Origin of the sequence: Mucilaginibacter frigoritolerans (genome assembly GCF_007830615.1) — a bacterium.
In the GTDB taxonomy this organism is placed as follows: domain Bacteria; phylum Bacteroidota; class Bacteroidia; order Sphingobacteriales; family Sphingobacteriaceae; genus Mucilaginibacter; species Mucilaginibacter frigoritolerans.
Map to the genome: position 1 here is coordinate 1 of NZ_VLLI01000004.1, position 21,252 is coordinate 21,252.

Consider the following 21,252-nt stretch of genomic DNA (forward strand, 5'->3'; position numbering starts at 1 on the left):
GACTACATAAAGCTTAACAGCTTTTCAGCGTCAGGGGTAACATGGGTGACACGCAGGCGAAGCAGGTCCGCTTATGATGTCCTGGAAGAATTGAATAATCCGCATAAAGAAAAAGGGGTTATTGCAGACAAACGTATCCGCTTGGGTTACAGGGGCAGCAATCGCGTTTTAGGCAGAATCGTGCAATTCAAAAGCCCTGAGAGCGGAGAGGTGTACGAGTTCCTAACCAATAATATGAAAATGAGTGCGATAACTATAACTGAGTTATATCGAAAACGCTGGCAAATAGAGCTGTTATTTAAAAGAATGAAGCAAAACTATCCGATTAAATACTTTCTTGGTGACTCGGAGAATGCTATAAAGCTACAAATATGGTGCGCTCTGATAGCAGACTTAATATTAAAGATCATTAAGAAAGGAATAGCCGCTAAATGGTCTTTCGCTAATCTGGCTGCAATGATGCGCCTGCATCTTATGACGTATATAGATATACGTGGCTTTCTAAAATCACCCGAAAAAGCATTGCAGAGCAAATTTTCAAACACCCAATCCGCCAAATCCCAACAACTGCTTTTTATTACATAGGGCCTGCTATCAGCATATTCCTATAAAACCGCCAAATTGTGATTTATTCATACATTTAAATTGTAGTCCTGTTTTTACCGGACAGTAATAGTCTCCGACTTCGGATGCTATAAGCCTGTAGTCTGTGACTATTATAAACCAAAAAAGCCTCAAATCTTTCGACTCAAGGCTTTTAACTTTTAAAATGTAGCGGGGAGCAGGATCGAACTGCCGACCTTAGGGTTATGAATCCTACGCTCTAACCATCTGAGCTACCCCGCCGGGTTTTATTATTATGGTTATATTTCAATTACGGTTACTTTCAGAACTGCCGTCCACCTTTAGGTGGATATGAATCCTACGCTCTAACCATCTGAGCTATCCGCCTTGTGGCGGATTTATTTATTATGGTTCCATTTTTTAACAAACCCTTTGCTAATGCTTCAATAACACCTTTGCATTAATTAAAGCCGGGTCCGTTTTAAAAAGGTTTGCAAATATAGGATAAATTCGTTTTCTTTAGAAAAAATGTTAACATTTACATCTTTACTGGTATTCAATTATAAACGCCCATGTCTGAAAAGAAGAAATTTACTATCGAATATGAAATAAAATCGTCTCCACGGATACTCTATGGCTTTTTAAATGAACCTAATGGGCTTACGCAATGGTTTGCTGATGATGTTAATATTAAAGATCAGCTTTACACCTTTACCTGGGACGGTGAACAGCAAAAAGCCAAGCTGCTGCTGCTGAAAGAAAACAAATTGGTGCGCTTCAGGTGGGTTGATGATGACCCGCAGTTCTATTTTGAGATGGAAATTCTTCAGGATGAATTAACCAATGATGTAGCCCTTGCCATAACTGATTTTGCTGCAGAAGATGCCATAAGCGAACGCAAACTCATCTGGAATAACCAGGTGGAGTACCTGATAAGCGTTTTGGGAGCCTAAAAAAATTTAATTATCCCTATTTTTGTACCGCAAATACATGTTGTGCCGTTATTGCTGTTAATATATGGCTGGGTTAATGGTACAAACAAGGCGTTTTAAATGAAAAAAATACATCTCTTATTACTTAAAGCTTTCATAAGGCCTTTTTTGGTTACCTTTCTTATTGTAATGTTTGTTTTGTTGATGTTGTTTTTATTTAAATACATCGACGATTTGATAGGCAAAGGGTTTGAGTGGTATATTATATTGGAGTTAATGATGTATGCTTCAGCCACCAATGTGGCTATGGCCTTGCCATTATCAGTATTGCTTTCCTCCATTATGACTTATGGCAGCCTGGGCGAAAACTATGAACTGGTGGCTATTAAATCAGCCGGGATTTCATTACGCAGGGCAATGGCGCCAATGTTGCTGGTTATAACACTATTGAGTATTACGGCCTTTCTTTTCTCAGATTATATGCTGCCCATAGCAAACCTTAAATATTATTCTTTATTGTATGATGCCCGGCAGCAAAAATCAGCAAATTTTTTGCCCGAGGGGATATTCAGCCCTAGCTTTCCGGGTTATTCTATCAGGGTAAAAAGAAAAGATGCAGACGGGCAAACGCTGCATGATATAATGATATATACCAAAAATGCTGCGCAAAACAATACAGATGTACTTTTGGCAAAAGAAGGCAAGATGTACCGTACCCCTAGCGGACAATTTTTGGTTTTAAAACTGGAAGATGGAGTGAGTTATACTGAAACGCCTGGCAATTCAAATTATAATGTAAGGGAGCGTTTAATACGCCGCAGGTTTAAAGAAACAGAACAGCGCTTTGATATTTCGGGTATGAAATTGCATCGTACCGATGAAAGTGAGTTTAAATCGGCTTTGCAAATGATGAATTTGCAGCAGTTAAAAGATGTTGAGAATTTAAGCAGACGACAGGGAGACAGTACGGTACAAGCGGGCTTTAAGTTGATGACCAGCTACATCAAATATTTTTATGTGCCTGCTAAGTCGGAAAGCGTAAAAAAATATGTTCCCTCTACTGGCTATCCGCTTGCAAATTTAAAAACCAATGAGCAAATAAGCGCCCTGCAAAATGCATCAAGCGAAGCGAGGTCTATCCAGGACCTGGTTAAAAGCAGGGCAGACAGGACTAAAGATCTTGCTAACAGCGTTCGCCGGGCCATATTGGAGTATCAGAAAAAATTCACCTTATCTGCCGCATGTATTGCCTTGTTTTTGATAGGCGCACCACTAGGAGCCATCATCCGCAAAGGGGGATTGGGTTTACCTGTAGTAGTATCAGTTGTATTTTTCCTGATATATTATATCATATCAACCATTGGCGAAAAATCTGCCAAGGATGGCGACCTGTCTCCAATAATTGGTTCATGGGTAGCTATTTTCATTATAACGCCAATTGGTTTTTTCCTTTCCTATAAGGCCGCAACGGATTCTGTATTGTTTGATATGGAATCATATAAACGCTTTTTTAATAAATTATTTAAACGGAAAGCTACAACGTAACCAGTTTTTTCGCTGTATTTATTGGGGTGAAAATTAAATTATAGGGGTGGGGCAACTCATTCTATTATAACCCGGTACTTATTTACACAGTGAAGACCAGATTGACATTGTTATAGTTTAAATTTGTATATAAATAAAATTAAATATGCCCTGTAAAGGCGGGGATATTAACCTACAGTATGCTAAATACAATAGAAGAAGCAATTGAAGCTATAAAAACCGGAAAAACCATTATTGTGGTTGATGATGAAGATCGCGAAAATGAAGGCGATTTTTTAACAGCAGCCCGTAATGCAACCCCCGAAACTATAAATTTCATGATTCGCCATGGTCGTGGTTTGGTTTGTGCGCCTATTTCACAAAAACGCGCTAAAGAACTGGAGCTTGAACCAATGGTTAGTCATAACACCACCTCGCACGAAACTAATTTTACGGTATCTGTTGATTTACTGGCCGGATGTACTACCGGTATTTCAGCATCTGACAGGTCAAGAACAACACTTGCCCTTATTGATCCTTTAACCAAGCCTGAAGATCTTGGGAGGCCGGGACATATATTCCCATTAATTGCAAAAGATGGTGGCGTACTGCGTCGCGCAGGCCATACAGAAGCCGCTATTGATCTGGCTGTAATGGCCGGTCTTGAACCTGCCGGTGTGATATGTGAAATTATGAAAGAAGATGGCGAAATGGCCCGTTTACCTGACCTGTTGGAAATTGCAAAAGAATTTGATTTAAAAATTGTTTCTATAAAAGACCTTATTTCATACCGTTTGGCAACAGAATCATTGGTGCATAAGGATGTTTCGGTAAAAATGCCAACCGAGTGGGGTGATTTTGATATGATAGCCTATACCCAGGTTGACAATGGCGATAACCATCTGGCACTTGTAAAAGGTAGTTGGGAACCTGATGAACCTGTAATGGTACGCGTACACAGCTCTTGCGTAACCGGTGATATATTCGGATCATGCCGTTGTGATTGCGGGCCACAGCTTCATAAGGCCATGGAAATGATAAACCGCGAAGGCAAAGGGGTTATTATTTATATGAACCAGGAAGGCCGTGGCATTGGTCTTATTAATAAACTTAAGGCTTACCACCTGCAGGAAAACGGTATGGATACCGTTGAAGCAAACCTGGAGCTTGGTTTCAAAATGGATCAACGCGACTATGGCGTTGGCGCACAAATATTGCGTAGCCTGGGCATTTCAAAAATGCGCTTAATGACCAATAATCCTAAAAAGAGAGCCGGCCTTATTGGTTACGGATTGGAAGTGGTTGAAAACGTGCCTATTGAAATTGCACCTAACAAACATAACGAAGCTTATTTAAGAACCAAAAGAGATAAAATGGATCATGCTATTATGCTTGATCATTGATCTTCATCAACCGGCTTAATATCATTATTATTTAAAGCTCCGGGGGTAGGTATTGGGTTTGGTTTTAATGGCTGCTTTTTCTTTTGCTTTCTGAAGATACTTTTGAAAAACTCATCAAAGCTGTCAAAATCGCGCTGATAAACCAAACCTAATCCGTTAACATACTGTACACTTAACTGATCCTGCAATGTATTCAGGGTGGTGCTGTTTAATACACGATAGGAGTACCGGGCACTTAAATTGCCATCTTTCTGGATCAAATATTGCGCTTCAAAATCCTTTGTAAGTTGATTGAAATTGGAGTTGAATAAAGTACCTCCGCTATTCTGGAAAAGGTCATTGCTGCCAATATTGCTATTAAACAAGCTTCCTGTAAATACAAGCCTGTCCTTAACATGGTAGGAAGCACTAAAATCATTAATGGAGCGGATGTTTAAGTCAAAGCCTTTAATGTTTGACTGTGCAATAAAGCTGTTTAACTTGTTGAAAGTAAATTCGCTTATTACTTCTCCGGCTGTATTGACAACCTGATTGGTTAAGTTGCTATTGGCTCCATTTGAAAAATTGCGTCGAACAATAATACTTAATGCCTGCTGACTACGGTTATTATTATCGGCCAGATAAGTACTCAAATCATCTTTTATTGAAGGGTCAAGTGGGAAATTAAAATCAAAGTTAATGTCGGGTTGTAAAAGTGTTTTGGTTAATATCAGTTCCGCCTGCACTAATTCGAGAGAATGTCCTTTAGGTGATTGTGAACCTGCTGCCTGGTAAAGTGGTGAAATATCTGTTCTTACTTCGTAAATGGCATTCAGGTTAATGCTTGCGTTTGAGGGGTTGCCCGTCCAGCGAATGGTACCGCCCTGGTTAACAGTAAAGTTTTTACTGATAAAGTTTTTTGCTGTAAACTCAAACTTGCCTGATGTAATTAAAAAATCGCCAAACATTTCAAAATCACCCAGACTGTTAATATTCAGTTTTAAATCGTTAGCCTGGCCGCTGCCTTCCAGCACCCCATAATCTGTTGTTATTTTTACAGTGGTTTTTTCATCTACAGTTAAGTCGAAATTCAGCGTAACACCATTAAAGGCTCTATCCAGTGATGGCTTTTGTTTGGTAGTATCGTTATGACTAACAAATTTTATAAAATCGTACTCACCAACAGTTGAAGATGTATTTAAAGGGATGTTAAATATGGTGCCTGCTTCAGTTTTGGCTTTAATATCAATCTTCATATTGTCAACAGGTCCGTTAAAACTAAATCTTCCGGTTCCATAGGCTGTGCCGAAATAAACGTGATTGTCTTTAAATGTAGTGTTTAGCGCCAACAGGTTCTTGGCGTTCAGCACCGCTTCAATATCCGGGTTGGATGGATCATTCATGTCAACCGTTCCGTTTACAACGCCAGTGCCCTTCTTATTATCCTGTAGTACCATGTTTTTGATTTTTATAACACTATTGTCAACTTGAAGGGTGTCGGTAACTGTATAAGGTGTTTTCAGGTAAATAACCGTTACCCCGGTATTATCCAGTATAACCGTTCCATTTAGCTTAGGCTTTGATGGTGGTCCGGTTAATTTAAGATTAGTTGAAATGGTACCCTTAACATCCGATACCAGATCCTTTATAAAAGGTTCAAAAATAATGGCTTCTGTTTTATCCATTTTAACAGCAAAGTCAAGATTGTCGTCCACGTCTTTTCCTATGTGATAGATACCATCAATATTCATGGTTTCCAAATCATGATTATTGATATTTAACTTAACGCTTGCCTGTGTACGGTCCGATCCTAAAACAGATTTAAGCTTAACGTCGCCAACCAGGGTTTTGTTCATTGTCAAAGAATCAATGCCTAAATCAGCATCAATGCCTGGTGAATTTACAATGGAAGAAAATTTAACATCTCCGTTTAGTGTACCCTTTAATTTTATTCCGGATGTACGGGTAAGCTGATTAAAAGTGGCCATGCTGAATTTATCAAATGATAACTTCAGAATATCATCAGGATTGTCAGAAATTAAACCATTTATCTTCACTTTCTGAGCACCATTGGATAACTCAAAGCCCGAAACTTCAGTTTTGCCATTTAGGAATCTTATTCTTACGTTTTCCTTTAGTCGCCAATATTCATGTTCCAATATTACCTCTGAAGGCAATAATTCCACCTTTGCTGTGGTATCCCGGCCAAAATTCACCAAACCGTAAAGGTCAAGCTGGTTAACTGCATTCTTATCTGATAATTTGACGTTGAATTTTAAGCTGTCTTGGTTCAGAAAATTACTGATGGTTATGTTTTTGATAACTAAACTATCCGTTATATCTACCTTACTTAATGACAAGTTGAGTCCCAAAGAATTATCAGTTGTATTTTCATCAATAATAAAATCATGGAAAACTATTTTCCCATATTTTATGGTTTTGACATACGCGTTAACTACAGCTGTTTTGGTTTCTGAGTTAAACTGCCCATAAAATGTACCCTGGTCGGGGATTTTCAGATCAGGTATCAAAATGGCCAAAATAGGATCCGTTTTCTTCAGCGTTAAATTGAAGGTGAAGTTTTGTGGTTTAGGGGTAACTATTGTGGTTTTTAATGATGGGATGTATCTTTTTACAACTGTTTTAAAATATGATGGTAAAGTTGCCAGGTCATAATCCCCTTTTATTGAGCCCTCCGCTATGTCTGATTTTAGGGTGATTTCACGATCATGTATTGTGCCTTTTGCATTTACCAAAACGGAGTCAACCACATAATTGTTTCTTGGGTCAACTACCCGTATTTGCCTAAGCTCAACGTTCCCCGCTATATTGCTTAAATCATTGCCTGCAAAATGTGTTTTTAGTTGCGAGGTAAACATGATGGTATCGCTGCTGAGTTTTAGTGTATTCAGCCTGGCATTGGTTACATTGGCTGTAATATTGTAAACTGGTAACGTAGGATTTAAATCTACATTGCCGCTTAAATCCAGCTTAACATTTTTATCATTGATAGTTATTTTGGCGTCGGCTGTTTTTTTATTAAAGGTGCCGTTTATCGTAAGATTTTGATAGTTATATCCATTAAATTCAGCCGATTGTACTTGTGCATTTAAATTTTCGCTGAGGTTTTTTAGGGCATCACCGCTTCCCTTAATGTTTGCCGTTAAAGTAGCACGGCCAAGGCTTTGCTCATCGAGCAAACCGCCAATATCAAATGCATAAGTATTCAGTTTTCCGCTATAGGATGGGACTCCTTTTTTATCAATTTTTAGGTTGATGTCTGAATCAAAACGGCCCAGCTTAGTTTTAAATGTACCATATGCCACAAAATCATTTTGCAAACCCGTAAAGCGTCCGGTAAAGTTAATATTGCCAAATTTTGAAATGATATCAGGCACCTTTGCATTATGGGTGTCTGTAAACCTGCTGTACAGGTAATCCATGTCAGCTTTATTGGTTGCAATTTGATCGAAATTTAACTCAAGAAAGGTATTGTCCCAATCGGGTAGGCCACGCAGACTGAAGTCACCTTTTATATAAGTTGCTTTACCGCCGGTTACCAACAGGTTTTTCGCCTTCAGGTTATTTACATAGCCTTTAATGCGGCCGTCAACCCCTAAATCAAACTTAACATGATCCAGTCCATCGGTAAAAAAAGAAATATCGGTTGATGATATTTGCGAATTATGGAAATCGCCATCCATATAAACCTTATCTTCAATGTGCGAGCCTACATCATCAAAGGTTTTAAACTTCATCCTGAAATAATTTTTAATGCTGGAGTGTTCTGTTAAGATGAACAGGTTTTGTGCCAGTATCTGGTTAGTATCTACCGTGGCAGCAGTATTAAGGTTTTTAATATAAAAGCCACTCTTTTCGCGCAGGGTAAGATTACTTACATTTCCTTTAAAAAGGTGATTAACCAGATCCATGTTTTTGATTACAGCACTAAAGTTTTTAACGTCAACATCATCAAAGTTTACGCCTTTAATTACCGTATCAACAAGGCTGTTTTTATAACGGAAGTGGAAGTTATTAATAGCTACTTTTTCAAAAATCACCTTCCATGGTTTACTTTTAGTTTTACTGGTATCGGGCGAACTGAAATAGTTTATTATAAAATCAAGATTGGAGCTGCTGTCTTTTAATTTTTTAAGATAAGCTGATCCATTATCCAGTTGTATCAGCTTAAAGTCAATTGTCCGATGATCTGAGATATTAAAAATAGAGAGTTCGTTCAGATTAACCGCAAGCTTTGGAGTGCTTAGCAAAGTATCTTTTTGTTTATCCAATACATAAAAACCTTCCACCACTACTTCCGAAAATGGCTTGATATACAGGCTTTTGATGCCGATTTTTGTGTTTAGTTTTTCGGATAAATAGTCCGCAGCTTTTTTAGCTGCCCAGGTTTGTACAGGTTTGTATTGGAATATTAACAGCACTATGCTAAATATCAGCAAGATAACCAATACTATACTTAGCGCTATTTTGAGTAGTTTTTTAATAACTTTGTCGTTTAATTATTGAGTTACTGAATAATTGAGTTAGTGAATGATTAAACAACATTTACAACAATATGGTTTAACAATAAATATCAATAATTAATAACTTATACTTTAATTAATAAATTCAAACTTGTCTGTAATATTAGCAATCGAATCTTCATGTGATGAAACCTCAGCGTCTGTTTGTGTTGATGGGGTGATTTTAAGCAATGTTATTGCCAATCAAACCATACACGAAGCTTACGGAGGCGTTGTCCCTGAGCTTGCCTCAAGGGTTCATCAGCAAAATATTGTTCCTGCTGTACACCAAGCATTGTCAATCGCAAAAGTAAACAAAAATGACGTTGATGCAGTAGCATTTACACGCGGTCCGGGACTTTTAGGTTCGTTATTGGTTGGGGTATCATTTGCCAAGGCTTTTGCACTTGCAAAAAACATACCGCTTATTGATATTAACCACATGCAGGCCCATGTACTGGCACATTTTATCGGTGATCATAAGCCTGAATTTCCTTTTTTATGCCTCACCGTATCTGGGGGGCACACGCAAATAGTTTTGGTAAAAGATTATTTTGATATGGAAGTTATCGGCCAAACACTTGATGATGCTGCTGGCGAAGCAATGGACAAAACCAGCAAAATATTAGGCTTGCCTTATCCCGGCGGACCGTTAATTGATAAATATGCCCGTTTAGGTAACCCGGATAAATACCAGTTCCCTGAACCGCAAATTCCGGGATTTGATTTTAGCTTCAGTGGGATAAAAACAGCCATCCTTTATTTTATAAGGGATAATGTTGCAGCTAACCCTGATTTTGTTCAGCAAAACTTAAATGACATTTGTGCCTCGGTTGAAAAACGTATTGCAACTATCCTGCTCAATAAATTAAGCAAGGCTGCAAAAGAATACGGTATAAAAGACATAGCCCTGGCAGGCGGAGTATCGGCCAATACCGGCCTACGCGAAAGCTTGCGTGCCTTATGCGAGAAAAATAACTGGCGTAGTTTTATCCCTAAACTAGAATACTGTACCGATAATGCAGCCATGATAGCTATTGCCGGGTATCATAAATATTTAAAAGGAGAGTTCGTTAGCCAGGACGTTGCACCGCTGGCAAGAATGCCCCTTTAAGAGTCGATAGGCCATGGACCATAGTCCATAGTTATTAAGAATACAATAATTATTAAAACTGAAATAGGCTATGGGTCACCGACCATAAACTATCAATAAAAAAATATGAACGCTCCATCTCTTATTTTCTGGGCAATTTTTGTACTGCCATTTGTTGTGTTTTTAGTTTGGCTGATGCGCCAGGATAAAAATAAACGCAATAGCAAAAATGGTTTAATTATACTGGCCATAATGGTTGTTGGTGCCATTGCTTACATGTACTGGAAAACTAAAGGACTTTAGGTTTATTCCGGTTGTTTTAGAGGTTTGAAGAGTTGCAGGAATTTTATAAGTTTATAAAATCAATTTTCCTGTATTCCTAAAAATTCAATCTCCAAAATAAACCGGATACCATGAAACCAATTAAATCTTTACTGCTTTTAGCTTTTTCTGTATTTTATTTTTCTGCATATGCCCAATTAGATAAGAAGGCTGCCGAGGCCTTAATTAAGCGGGTAGTGCCTACTGTGACCGATCGTTTTGTAGTAAACGAGATCCCTGCCGAAAATGGTAAAGATGTTTTTGAGCTGGAAAGTAAGGATGGTAAAATTATACTGAGCGGAAATAAGGCACTTTCAGTAGCTTCGGCATTGGGTTATTATTTAAAGTTTTTTTGTCATGATGATTTTGGTTGGAACGGCAATAATACGCATCTCCCTACTGTATTGCCTGTAATAAAAGGTAAAATACATCATACTACTCCTTATAACTACCGTTACTATCTTAATTACTGCACCTTTAACTATAGCATGGCCTGGTGGAACTGGGACCGCTGGCAAAAAGAGATTGACTGGATGGCCCTGAATGGCATTAATATGCCTTTGGCCATAACCGGCGAAGAAGCTATTTGGCGCGATGTTTACCACAATATGGGTTTTACCGATGCCGATCTGGACAGCTTTTTTAGTGGTCCGGCTTATTTTTCATGGTTATGGATGGGCAATTTGGATGGATGGGGCGGTCCGCTCCCAAAACATTGGATTGACAGCCATAAAGACTTACAAAAAATGATATTGCAGCGTGAGCGCGCTTTAGGAATGACACCTGTTTTACCGGCCTTTACCGGGCATGTGCCGCCATCATTTAAAGACAAATTCCCTAATGCCAAGCTCAAAAAAACCAATTGGGGCCAGGGTTTTAATGATGTTTATTTACTTGATGCTGCCGACCCTATGTTTGGCGAAATAGGCAAGAAGTTTATTGAAGCACAAACAAAGGAATACGGTACAGATCATTTGTACTCATCCGATACCTTTAACGAGAATACACCGCCTACCAATGATTCTACTTTTTTAAGTGGGGTGAGCAAAAAAATATTTCAGTCGATGACCGCTGCTGATACTAAAGCTGTTTGGGTAATGCAGGGCTGGTTGTTTTATAATGCAAGTGCATTTTGGCAGCCGCGGCAAATAAAGGCCCTGCTGGATGCGGTTCCGGATAACCAGATGATAATTCTTGATCTGTATACCGAAGAACACCCTGTATATAACCGAACCAATGATTACTACGGTAAACCATGGATCTGGAACATGCTGCAAAACTTTGGTGGTAACGTAAGTATGGACGGCCGGATGGCGGTGGTAAGTAACGATCCTTTAAAGGCTTTAAATGCTTCAAAAAACATGGTGGGCATAGGTCTTACTCCCGAGGCCATTGAGCAAAACCCGGCATTGTATGAATTAATGCTGAGCAACGTTTGGCGCAATAACGCTATAGATACTAAAGACTGGTTAAATGATTATGCCGAAAGAAGATATGGCAAAAACAATGAGAAAATTAATGATGCCTGGGGCTTGTTATTGAAAAGCGTTTATGACACCGTTCCGCATCGTGGCGGGCCTTGTTCCATTATTTGCGGCAGGCCAGCTTTAAACGCCGGCAGTGATTGGCGGGTAGACACTACCATGAACTATGATCCTAAAAAACTGGTACAAGCCTGGAGTTTGTTCATCCAATCGGCAGATGAATTAAAAGGGAGCGATGGTTTTCAATATGATGTGGTTGATATTACCCGGCAGGTGCTGGCTAATTATGCCAATATCCTTCAGCCTAAAATTATTAAGGCTTATACCTTAAAAGATACCGCTGGGTTTAAAAAGTATAGCAGCGAATTTTTACAGCTGATGGATGATATGGATCAGCTACTAGGTACACGGCAGGATTTTTTATTGGGTAAATGGATCAGCGATGCCCGCTCAAATGGCATAACTCCGCAGGAAAGTGATTTGTATGAATTTAATGCCCGTGACCTGGTAACCCTTTGGGGCGGCAGAGATAACCCGCTGCACGAATATTCCAACCGTCAATGGAACGGCCTGATAAAAGGTTTTTATAAGCCCCGTTGGGAAATGTTTTTTGCCGCATTACATCAGTCATTAATAAACAATACACCGCTTGATAATAACGCTTTTGAAAATAAGGTGAAAGACTGGGAATGGCAATGGGTAAACAGCCATAACAAATATGTTGCTACTACAAACGGTAATGCTGTTGAAGTGGCAAGCCTTATTTTTGAAAAGTATAATAAAAAAATTGAGCAGGCTTATTAAATAGCTTAAATATAGATTATTGAATAGCGATGGGTTTTAAACTCATCGCTATTTTTGCTATGTAATTCCACGTAATAACCACTATTACTTGCCTTAAAATACCGTATTTCTACGTTATTTTTTCTTGTAAAATATTCTGTAATTTTAATCTCGCCTAATTAACCTTATTAATTACCTAAACATGAAGCATCATGTCAGCCACTAATTCATTAACCCAGCCTGCCCGGCAGGCTCCGCAACAGGACATCGACCGCAAACTGATTACCATACTTCCTGAAACTCCTTTTGGCAATATGGCGCTGGCCCTCTCTGGTGGTGGTTTTAGAGCTGCGGCATTTAGCCTGGGTGCAATATCCTACTTAAACCGTGGCTGGGTTGACACAGAGGATAATACCTTGCTTAAACATGTAACTTTTATTACCTCTACCTCTGGGGGCACTTTGGCCAATGCTTATTATACTTCATGTCTGTTTAAGCCGGGCTTTGTTTTTGATGTTTTTTATAATAACATGAAAAATTTTATGGATGGTGAAGGCCTGTTGGAGGAAGTTTGTGCCATTTTGAATGATCCAAAAAGATGGGACGAAGTTGGTGAGCAAACCGTTAACCTGAATGGTAAAATAGTGAAGCAAAAGGTAGAGAAGACACACAACCTTATTAATTCATTTGCCAAGGCTTATGATAAATTATTGTTTAATGACCCCCAGAATCCGAATAAAGGTTTGTTTGATGTTTATTTTGATAAAACAGAAAATCCTCATCTGCAAACCGTTTGTTTTAATGCTACCGAATTAAATAACGGTATTTCGTTCCGTTTTCAAACCAATGGGGATACCGATAGCATTCGAACCGTTGGTAACTATTACCTGCACTTTAATAATGCGGATGTTGCTCGCAAGCTAAAACTTGGTGACCTTGCAGCTACATCATCCTGCTTTCCGGGTGGGTTTGAGCCGATGATTTATCCGAATGACTACATCCATCCGGGCCTTACAGATGTTAACCAGATGCTGAAAGCTATCGACTATAAAAACAATAACCCTTTAACCATCGATACCATTATTGAAGAACCATTTTGCATGGTTGATGGCGGCGTGGTGGACAATCAGGGGATTTATAGTATGCTGATGGAAGATACTTACCGCGCTGATCATCCGCCTAAAAAACAGTTCGACCTGATGATGGTATGTGATGTGGGTAGCTATTTTAATACTGCCTACAAAACGCCCCCGAAACTAAATGCATGGTGGCGGAATCTCAGCGTTGATAAATTCAAAAAGTTGCTACCCATAGGAGTAATTGTTTTTATCATCAGTACATTATTGGTTTGTTTAACAGATCATATATGGCGGCGCCTGGGTTTATTATTTCTATTAAGCTCTGGTATTTATACCATTTTATATGTGCTGGTAGTTGTCTCATTCAATAACGCAATGGCTAGTCTGCAAACCACCTTCGGGAAAACCATAGCAAAGGTGGTTGGCTTTTTCTTTAAAACACCTTTAAATAATGTACAGCAAATGCTGGCTACCCGTTTAAATTCAATTTTAATGGTTACATCCGGCTTGTTTCTGAAACAGATAAGGAGGCAGTATTACAGTGAGTTTTACAATATGCCGGCTTACAAAGACAGGGTGTTATCCAATTATATTTATGAGTTTTCGGCCCAGCACGATGCTACGCGTGTTGCTAACCTGAACACTAAAGATGTAGCCTGGTGGCCCGCAGTTGCTGATCGGTTGTCGCCAAGCGCTGTGATGCAGCAAATGGCCACTACCGCTACCGGCATGGGCACCACCCTGTGGTTTGAACCCGGCAACCAAACCATGCGCGATGCTATTGTTGCCTGCGGACAGTTTACCATGTGCTATAATCTGCTAAAAAGAATTTATCGTTTGGAAGTGATGGATGATAAATGGAAAACCGACCCTTCGTTACAAGATTTGAAGACTAGGCTGTTGACCGATTGGGATAAATTTAAACAGCAACCTGGTTGGATGGCTTAAGCAAAGGATTGAGTAACATTATTATTGCCTGACGGGCGGTTGAATACTTTTTTAATATCTTGTGTGCTATTAAATAGCATTGATAAGCATGGGCAAATTTTACAAATTATTCTCTACCGTTTTTTTAGCGTCGGCTGTTCATTTAGCCTTTGCACAGCAAATAAAATTAAGCAAAGATGTTGAGCATGCCTTAACACTGGTTGATACTGCACAAATAAAGGCTGATATTACTTATTTGGCGGATGATAAGCTAAAGGGGCGCGCACCGGGTACTAAAGGTTTTCAGATGGCTGTTGACTATGTGATTGAACAATTAAAGGCACTGGATGTTAAACCTGCTGGCGAAAATAATACCTGGCTTCAGCAGGTGAAGCTTCGTAAGGCATTTACTAAAGACGTAGTTTTAACCTTAACAGGGCAACCAGATCTTAAAGCTGGTGCCGACTATATTATTTATCCCAATCCCGAATTGCCAAAGATAAGATTAAACGCTTCGCTGGCTTTTGCAGGTTATGGCATCAGCGAGCCATCATTAGGATATGATGATTATGATGGTTTGGACGTAAAGGGTAAAATAGTTTTGGTGATGCGTGGTGCTCCGGATAAATTTTCATCATCTGTTGCGGCTCACACCATGAATACCACCCAGATTTTGAAAGTGGCGGCCGAACACGGAGCTGTTGGTGTTATCATGGCTTCTACCGATTCGACTTCGCGCCTGCCAAATACCAGCAGGGGAATTTTTAGTGTGATGGATAAAGATGGTAGCGTTGCTGTTTCGCGTATTTATTATTCCAAACAGGTTGGTATATTTGGCGCAATTGGTTATAAATTGTTCAACCTTTTGTTGCTGAATAATGGCAAATCTATCCCATCAATAAGCGCACAGCTAAAAACAGGGCAGCCAGCATCGTTCAGTTTGCCGGTTAGTGCCGATGTTTCCTATTCATCCTTTTATCAGGATATTATCAGCTATAATGTTGTTGGAAAAATAGAGGGATCAGATTCTGAATTAAAAAAGACATACATTGTACACAGCGCCCATTTGGATCATTTAGGAATTGGTACCCCTGTTAAGGGCGATTCGATTTATAATGGCGCACATGATAATGCTTCGGGCGTGGCCAGTGTATTAAGTATTGCAAAGATCTACCAAAATATCAAAGTGAAACCTAAACGGTCAATGTTGCTGGTGTTGTTAACCGGCGAGGAATTAGGTGATTTGGGCTCTGGTTATTTTGCCAAACATCCAACCGTACCTGCAGGTAGTATGGTAGCCGATGTTAATACAGATATGCCCACCATTATTGCACCATTGTTATCAATAACCGCCCTTGGTGCCGAACACTCATCAATGATGAACCAGGTAAACGAAGCTGCCGGTTATTTAGGGCTAAGTGTTGAACCCGATCCCGAACCTAAGCAGGCTCGCTTTACACGAAGTGATCAGTATAGCTTTGTTTTACAGGGTATCCCGGCTATACACGTAAAATATGGCAGCAAAACAGCCGATGGGAAAAATAACCTGAATGATATGGTTGCTGTTTGGCGTGCCAAATATTACCATAAACCGCAGGATGATATTAACGGAATTTTTGATTTTGGCGCCGGTAAAAAATATGCGCAGCTTAATTTCCTGATAGGCTACCTGATAGCGCAGGATCCGCAAAAGCCGGTTTGGAATACAGGAGATATATTTGAAGTGAAATAAAATTAACAGGTTAAAAGCACAAGGCTATTTCCAAAAGCCCTGTGTTTTTACCTGTGTTGAGTTATATCCCTGCATCCTTAGCAGTTTGCGCAGTTGCAAAACCATGGTATGGTTACCGGCAATATAAAAAACGGTATTATCAAGTGTGTACTGCTGTTCAATAACCCATTGCATCAGGCTATTGTGCCCATAGGTGTCATTAACAGGTATCGGCTTTAAAGGTGACCTGAAATACTCATTGAACTGATCCCGATGCTGCTCATTGTTTATTAATATAGCTCCTGAAAACCGGGTGGCAGGTAATACCATTTGCTGCAGGGCCAGTAAGTGACCAATACTGCTTTCATCGCCCAGGCCAATAACGGCAGGTGTTTCGGCAGGTGCATGCTCGGTAGATTTTATTTTGAAGTAAGATACCGTGTCATTTGTTTTAAGACTTAGAGCCCACTGGCTGCCGGGGCCTTTGTGCGCGGCATCAATAAATAGTGTACATGTACAGGTTTCAGTATCCCAGCCTGATGGAGTATAATCTCGGTAAGCAAAATCGCCTACTTTAAATTTAATGTAAGGAATTTCCTTCCATTGACTCATATCTGCAAAAGGAAGATGCAAATCAACTTCCAGCAAGGTTGATGGTTCCCAGTACCGGACTTCCAAAACCCGGCCTGTTTGCAGAGTAGGCTCAAACAGCGCTCCTGCTTTTTTCTTTAATTTGTTTAAGGTAGATGTTTCCATGTGGTTTTTTATATTACAAAGAAACAGCAGATGAATGCCCGGAACAATGGCTTGTTCCCGGTAATGATAGGACTATTTACGGTAACGTATCCTGAATTCGAGCGCAGTTACGTTAGCGGCTCTTTTAAATAATCTCGAAAAATACGCATGATCCTCATATCCCAACGAGTGGGCTACTTCTTTTACGGTTAACTGGCTGTAATATAAAAGGCGTTTGGCTTCCAGCATTACTTCATAAGTGATCCAGTAGCTAACGGTAAATCCGGTGATCTTTTTTAAAGCTTCGTTTAAATAAGATTCAGAAACATTAAGTAGTTCGGCGTATTCTGACGGGCTTTTTATAGTTTTTAAATTTTGAACCAATAATTTCTTAAATTCCTGCGACAGCTGAGCCGGCCGGGATGGCCTGGCAATAGCATTGCTTGCACAATTAAAGTAACTGGCCGCTATTGCTAAAAAGGCTTTTAATAAAGAATGAACAATAGCATTATAAAATGGGTTTTCGTTGCATTCCCTGTATTTTTCTTCAAGTAAATGTAGTAGTCTGCTGCATTGGCCAAACTGCTCTTCGTTTAGTGCTATTGGTTTTTGAAGTAAAAGATGGTCTTCAAATACATTACGGCAACTGGGTGGTATAATCAGCGGATCGATGGCGATGAACCATCCTGCAGCGGCCCCGTTTCTTATCCTGTAATGTACCTGCCCGGGCAGGATATAATAAATGGAAGCAGGAGTTAAGAACAACTCGTCAAAGTCAATCATTAATGAGGCATTGCCTGTTTCCATCAAAAAGAAGATGTAATGATCATCGCGATGAGCACCTAATGGTTCTTCTTTTTGTACTTCATCTTTTTTGAAATATTTTATTTCTACCCCGCCGCTTGTCCTGTCATTCAGTTGGTGGATAGGGATGTCTTTTACTGATGCAGATTGATTCATAAACACAAAGCTATCAATCCAAAACAAAAAACCCGCTAATCACTTTAAATGTGACCAGCGGGTTATTATTTTAAGCAGATGGATGGTTTATTTTCCGCTGCCGTTTGATACTTGCATAGGGTTTACACCGCTTGATTGGCCGCGCGCAGTGCCGGCACCTACTTTTTGTTTAAATACCTGGAATTTTGAAGGTTCAGGTAATTTACCCCAATAGTTATTGGTTTCGTCAATATCAGCAGTTTCACGGAATGGATCTATTAAAATAGAGGCTACTTCCTTGTCCTGTACATAAAATTTAGATACATGGTTTTCATTCAGGCGCCAAATTTGAGCTGGGATACGGTCAATTTGTTTGGTGCCATCAACATAAGTAAACTGTACAATTATTGGCATTACTAAACCACCTTTATTGCTGAAGTTAAGCTCATAGAAATATTTGTTCGCAAATTTTGCTTTTTCTTCGTCCGTAAATGGCTCAGGAGCAGCATTAGCAGTGGTTTTTGCCAGGGTCATGTCTCTGAATTTTGAGCTGTCGGTGGCTGCCAGTCCACGGTCATATTTCCAGTAAAAGTCACGTACCGAAGTATCTTTATCTACATAAAACTGAATGGTTTTATCTTCACGGTTTCTCACCTTTGAGATATCTTCATAGTTGTTAACTATCGGCGCAGCTACTTTATTTGCAGCTGGTCTTCTGCCAAACTGAGCAGGAATATCTCCATTGATATCAGCTTTAGCAACTTTTACAGAGTCAAGGGAGATATCAACTGGGTCGGTTCCGTAAAACCAGCCTCTCCAAAACCAATCCAGGTTTTCGCCACTTGCATCTTCCATCGTTCTGAAAAAGTCCGCCGGTGTAGGGTGCTTAAATTCCCATCGACGGGCATATTCTTTAAATGCGTAATCAAATAATTCACGGCCCATAATGGTTTCACGTAAAATATTTAATCCTGTTGCTGGTTTGGTATAAGCGTTTGGTCCAAATCTTACAATATCTTCAGAGTTGGTCATGATAGGCTCCAATTCATTTTTTGGCAGCTTCATGTAATCAACCTGAGTATAAGCAGCACCTTTTTTGCTTGGGAATTTATTGTCCCAAAGCTCTTCGGTTAAGTATTCAACAAATGAGTTTAAGCCTTCATCCATCCATGACCATTGGCGCTCATCGCTATTAACAATCATTGGGAAGAAGTTGTGCCCAACCTCATGGATAATTACACCGATCATACCATTTTTGGTGCTTTCGCTGTAAGTTCCATCTTTTTCTGTACGGCCATTGTTAAAGCAAATCATTGGGTATTCCATCCCGTTTGATGCCTCAACACTTTGTGCTACCGGGTAAGGGTAAGGGAATGTAAAGTGCGAATAGGTTTTTATAGTGTGTGCTATTAAGCGGGTTGAATATTTACGGTATAAACCATAAGCCTCTTTACCATAATAGCTCATACACATTACGTTTTTGCCATCAATATCCTGGCCCATACCATCCCATATAAACTTACGTGATGATGTCCATGCAAAGTCGCGCACGTTGTTTGCCTGGAAAACGTATGTTTTGGTGGTTTTGCTTGGATTAGCTTCTGCTTTTTGAGCTTCGGCTAAAGTAACAATCTCCACAGGTACTTTTGAAGTTTTTGCCTGGGTGTATCTTGCTAATTGTGAGGGAGTTAAAACAGATGCATAGTTAATACATTCGCCGGTGCCACCAACCACGTGATCGGCAGGAACAGTCATCTGGACTTTAAAGTTACCAAAGGTTAAAGCAAATTCGCCACGACCTGTAAACTGATGGTTTTGCCATCCCTGAAAATCACTGTAAACGCAAAGGCGTGGATACCACTGTGTCATGGTGAACAGGTAGTTGCCATCGGCAGGGAAAAACTCGTAGCCTCCACGACCACCAAGAGTAAGCCTGTCGGATATTTTGTAGGTCCATTTAATATTAAACACCATGTGCTGACCTGGTTTTAAAGCCGCAGGCAAATCAATACGCATCATGGTTTTGTTAATGATGTAAGGAAGATTTTTTCCTAAAGCATCGGTAATGCTTAATATTTTATCACCATAACCGTTATCGGTAGTATTGATTTCAGCTTTTTCCAATTGTGCAGAACCGGCCACCTTTGGCATAGTTGTGCTAGTTTGGTAATTGGCATTGTTTAAATTGTTATGCTGATTTTCATCCAGCTGTAACCAGATATAATCCAATGGATCTGGCGAGTTGTTGTAATAGGTAACTGTTTCGGCACCAGAAAGCTCCAGCTTTTTTTCGTCCAGGCTGCATTTAATGTCGTAGTCGGCACGTTGTTGCCAGTATTTTGCTCCCGGCGCTCCGCTGGCGGTACGCTGCTCGTTTGGCGTAGGCAGGATGGTACCCAATTGCTCAAACTTGTTACCATGATTGCTGCCTGGGTTGTTATGAATGTCCTGGGCAACCGTAACACCTGTAACTGTACAGGTGATGAGTAGTGCTGTAAAAACTTTTTTCATTTTATTATTGTTATCAGATCAGTTTTAATTAAATGTCAGAGGTTGATAAAGATCACCCTCCGGAGTGTAGTCCTTCTATATTACTCAAACGAATTAAAATGGAAGTCTTTCCATCGCCATCTTTAAAGCGAGTGCAAATACTCCCGATGACAGGAAAAAAATCCAGTCCCTTCTTTTTACTTTCAGAAAATTTAAAAATAATATGCCTGTTATTAAAATAATAGCCACTACAAATATTTGCCCGGCCTCTAACCCAATGTTAAAGCCGAAAAGGCCCCAGCCAATAGTTTGATCCTGAGCCAGCATAATACGGATGGCATTTGCAAAACCCATTCCGTGGATAAGGCCAAAACACAAAGCAAGGTAATAATTTATCCTTGCACTTTTACCTTCCCTATCTACCTGAAACAGGTTGTTGAGGGCGGTAACAAAAATGGTACAGGGAATTAAAAACTCCACCCATTTGCTGGAAAAACGGATAACATCATACACGCTCAACGCCAGGGTTAAGGAGTGACCGATGGTAAACGCGGTAACCAGGATCAATACACGCTTAATATCACCAATAGTGTATACGCATGCCAGGGCCAGGATAAACAGCTGATGATCTAAAGCATCTTTGCTGATGATATGTTCCCAGCCCATCTTAAAATAAAAAAGAAAATCGGACATTGCGAACTCACCATTGAAAGCCTAAATTTAAGGCGATTTTTTTACTATAAAAACAGGGATACGCTATGTGGG

Annotated in this window: 14 protein-coding genes and 1 tRNA gene; 9 read left to right on the forward strand and 6 right to left on the reverse strand. The window is 39.7% G+C overall.

Annotated features, from left to right (window positions below):
- Positions 1–585, forward strand: a 585-nt coding sequence (locus JN11_RS07715; protein WP_144911361.1) for a transposase, incomplete at its 5' end; no start/stop codon positions are given.
- A gap of 187 nt (positions 586–772) precedes the next feature.
- Here JN11_RS07715 and JN11_RS07720 read toward each other — a convergent pair.
- Positions 773–846, reverse strand: a tRNA-Met gene (locus JN11_RS07720).
- 290 nt (positions 847–1,136) lie between these two features.
- Here JN11_RS07720 and JN11_RS07725 point away from each other — a divergent pair.
- The 3 genes from JN11_RS07725 to JN11_RS07735 all read left to right on the forward strand — a co-directional run bounded on the left by JN11_RS07725 (position 1,137) and on the right by JN11_RS07735 (position 4,423).
- The gene (locus JN11_RS07725; protein WP_144911363.1) at positions 1,137–1,517 is read left to right on the forward strand and encodes an START-like domain-containing protein; all 381 of its coding nucleotides are present in this window, start codon (positions 1,137–1,139) and stop codon (positions 1,515–1,517) included.
- 99 nt (positions 1,518–1,616) lie between these two features.
- Positions 1,617–3,041, forward strand: coding sequence for an LptF/LptG family permease (locus JN11_RS07730; protein ID WP_144911365.1), 1,425 nt, complete (start codon positions 1,617–1,619; stop codon positions 3,039–3,041).
- A 179-nt stretch (positions 3,042–3,220) separates the two neighbouring features.
- Positions 3,221–4,423 carry a bifunctional 3,4-dihydroxy-2-butanone-4-phosphate synthase/GTP cyclohydrolase II gene (locus JN11_RS07735; protein ID WP_144911367.1) on the forward strand — a complete coding sequence of 401 codons (1,203 nt, stop codon included), beginning with the start codon at positions 3,221–3,223 and terminating at the stop codon, positions 4,421–4,423.
- Here the strand turns inward: JN11_RS07735 and JN11_RS07740 are convergent.
- The gene (locus JN11_RS07740) at positions 4,417–8,844 is read right to left on the reverse strand and encodes a translocation/assembly module TamB domain-containing protein (RefSeq protein WP_144911369.1); all 4,428 of its coding nucleotides are present in this window, start codon (positions 8,842–8,844) and stop codon (positions 4,417–4,419) included. The two genes, JN11_RS07735 and JN11_RS07740, sit on opposite strands and share 7 nt — an antisense overlap.
- A 193-nt stretch (positions 8,845–9,037) precedes the next feature.
- Here JN11_RS07740 and tsaD point away from each other — a divergent pair, with 193 nt between their 5' ends.
- The 5 genes from tsaD (at position 9,038) to JN11_RS07760 (ending at position 16,344) form a co-directional block, all read left to right on the forward strand.
- Positions 9,038–10,039 (forward strand): tRNA (adenosine(37)-N6)-threonylcarbamoyltransferase complex transferase subunit TsaD, encoded by a 1,002-nt coding sequence (gene tsaD / locus JN11_RS07745; protein WP_144911371.1) that lies wholly within the window; start codon positions 9,038–9,040, stop codon positions 10,037–10,039.
- Positions 10,040–10,144: 105 nt separating this feature from the next.
- A complete protein-coding gene (locus tag JN11_RS24405) occupies positions 10,145–10,321 on the forward strand; it encodes a hypothetical protein (RefSeq protein WP_170227714.1) in 177 nt (58 codons plus the stop codon).
- A gap of 110 nt (positions 10,322–10,431) precedes the next feature.
- Positions 10,432–12,627 (forward strand): alpha-N-acetylglucosaminidase, encoded by a 2,196-nt coding sequence (locus JN11_RS07750; protein ID WP_144911373.1) that lies wholly within the window; start codon positions 10,432–10,434, stop codon positions 12,625–12,627.
- 191 nt (positions 12,628–12,818) lie between these two features.
- Positions 12,819–14,633, forward strand: coding sequence for a patatin-like phospholipase family protein (locus JN11_RS07755; RefSeq protein ID WP_144911375.1), 1,815 nt, complete (start codon positions 12,819–12,821; stop codon positions 14,631–14,633).
- Between the two features lie 88 nt (positions 14,634–14,721).
- Entirely contained in the window at positions 14,722–16,344 is a 1,623-nt protein-coding gene (locus tag JN11_RS07760) for a M28 family peptidase (RefSeq protein ID WP_144911377.1), read from the forward strand.
- Between the two features lie 24 nt (positions 16,345–16,368).
- Here JN11_RS07760 and JN11_RS07765 read toward each other — a convergent pair whose 3' ends face one another.
- The 4 genes from JN11_RS07765 to JN11_RS07780 form a co-directional block, all read right to left on the reverse strand.
- Complete coding sequence (locus JN11_RS07765) at positions 16,369–17,079, reverse strand: SIP domain-containing protein (protein ID WP_144911379.1); 711 nt, start codon at positions 17,077–17,079, stop codon at positions 16,369–16,371.
- A gap of 72 nt (positions 17,080–17,151) precedes the next feature.
- Entirely contained in the window at positions 17,152–18,018 is an 867-nt protein-coding gene (locus JN11_RS07770; protein WP_144911381.1) for a helix-turn-helix domain-containing protein, read from the reverse strand.
- A gap of 87 nt (positions 18,019–18,105) precedes the next feature.
- Positions 18,106–20,508, reverse strand: coding sequence for a M1 family metallopeptidase (locus JN11_RS07775; protein ID WP_144911383.1), 2,403 nt, complete (start codon positions 20,506–20,508; stop codon positions 18,106–18,108).
- A gap of 93 nt (positions 20,509–20,601) precedes the next feature.
- Positions 20,602–21,180 (reverse strand): HupE/UreJ family protein, encoded by a 579-nt coding sequence (locus JN11_RS07780; protein WP_144911385.1) that lies wholly within the window; start codon positions 21,178–21,180, stop codon positions 20,602–20,604.
- Positions 21,181–21,252 lie beyond the last annotated feature (72 nt).

Excerpts from the sequence above, each read along its gene's own strand:
- JN11_RS07725 (WP_144911363.1), top strand. The coding sequence starts at position 1,137 with ATGTCTGAAAAGAAGAAATTTACTATCGAATATGAAATAAAATCGTCT.
- JN11_RS07730 (WP_144911365.1), top strand. The coding sequence starts at position 1,617 with ATGAAAAAAATACATCTCTTATTACTTAAAGCTTTCATAAGGCCTTTT.
- JN11_RS07735 (WP_144911367.1), top strand. The coding sequence starts at position 3,221 with ATGCTAAATACAATAGAAGAAGCAATTGAAGCTATAAAAACCGGAAAA.
- JN11_RS24405 (WP_170227714.1), top strand. The coding sequence starts at position 10,145 with ATGAACGCTCCATCTCTTATTTTCTGGGCAATTTTTGTACTGCCATTT.
- JN11_RS07750 (WP_144911373.1), top strand. The coding sequence starts at position 10,432 with ATGAAACCAATTAAATCTTTACTGCTTTTAGCTTTTTCTGTATTTTAT.
- JN11_RS07755 (WP_144911375.1), top strand. The coding sequence starts at position 12,819 with ATGTCAGCCACTAATTCATTAACCCAGCCTGCCCGGCAGGCTCCGCAA.
- JN11_RS07760 (WP_144911377.1), top strand. The coding sequence starts at position 14,722 with ATGGGCAAATTTTACAAATTATTCTCTACCGTTTTTTTAGCGTCGGCT.
- JN11_RS07765 (WP_144911379.1), bottom strand. The coding sequence starts at position 17,079 with ATGGAAACATCTACCTTAAACAAATTAAAGAAAAAAGCAGGAGCGCTG.
- JN11_RS07770 (WP_144911381.1), bottom strand. The coding sequence starts at position 18,018 with ATGAATCAATCTGCATCAGTAAAAGACATCCCTATCCACCAACTGAAT.
- JN11_RS07775 (WP_144911383.1), bottom strand. The coding sequence starts at position 20,508 with ATGAAAAAAGTTTTTACAGCACTACTCATCACCTGTACAGTTACAGGT.
- JN11_RS07780 (WP_144911385.1), bottom strand. The coding sequence starts at position 21,180 with ATGTCCGATTTTCTTTTTTATTTTAAGATGGGCTGGGAACATATCATC.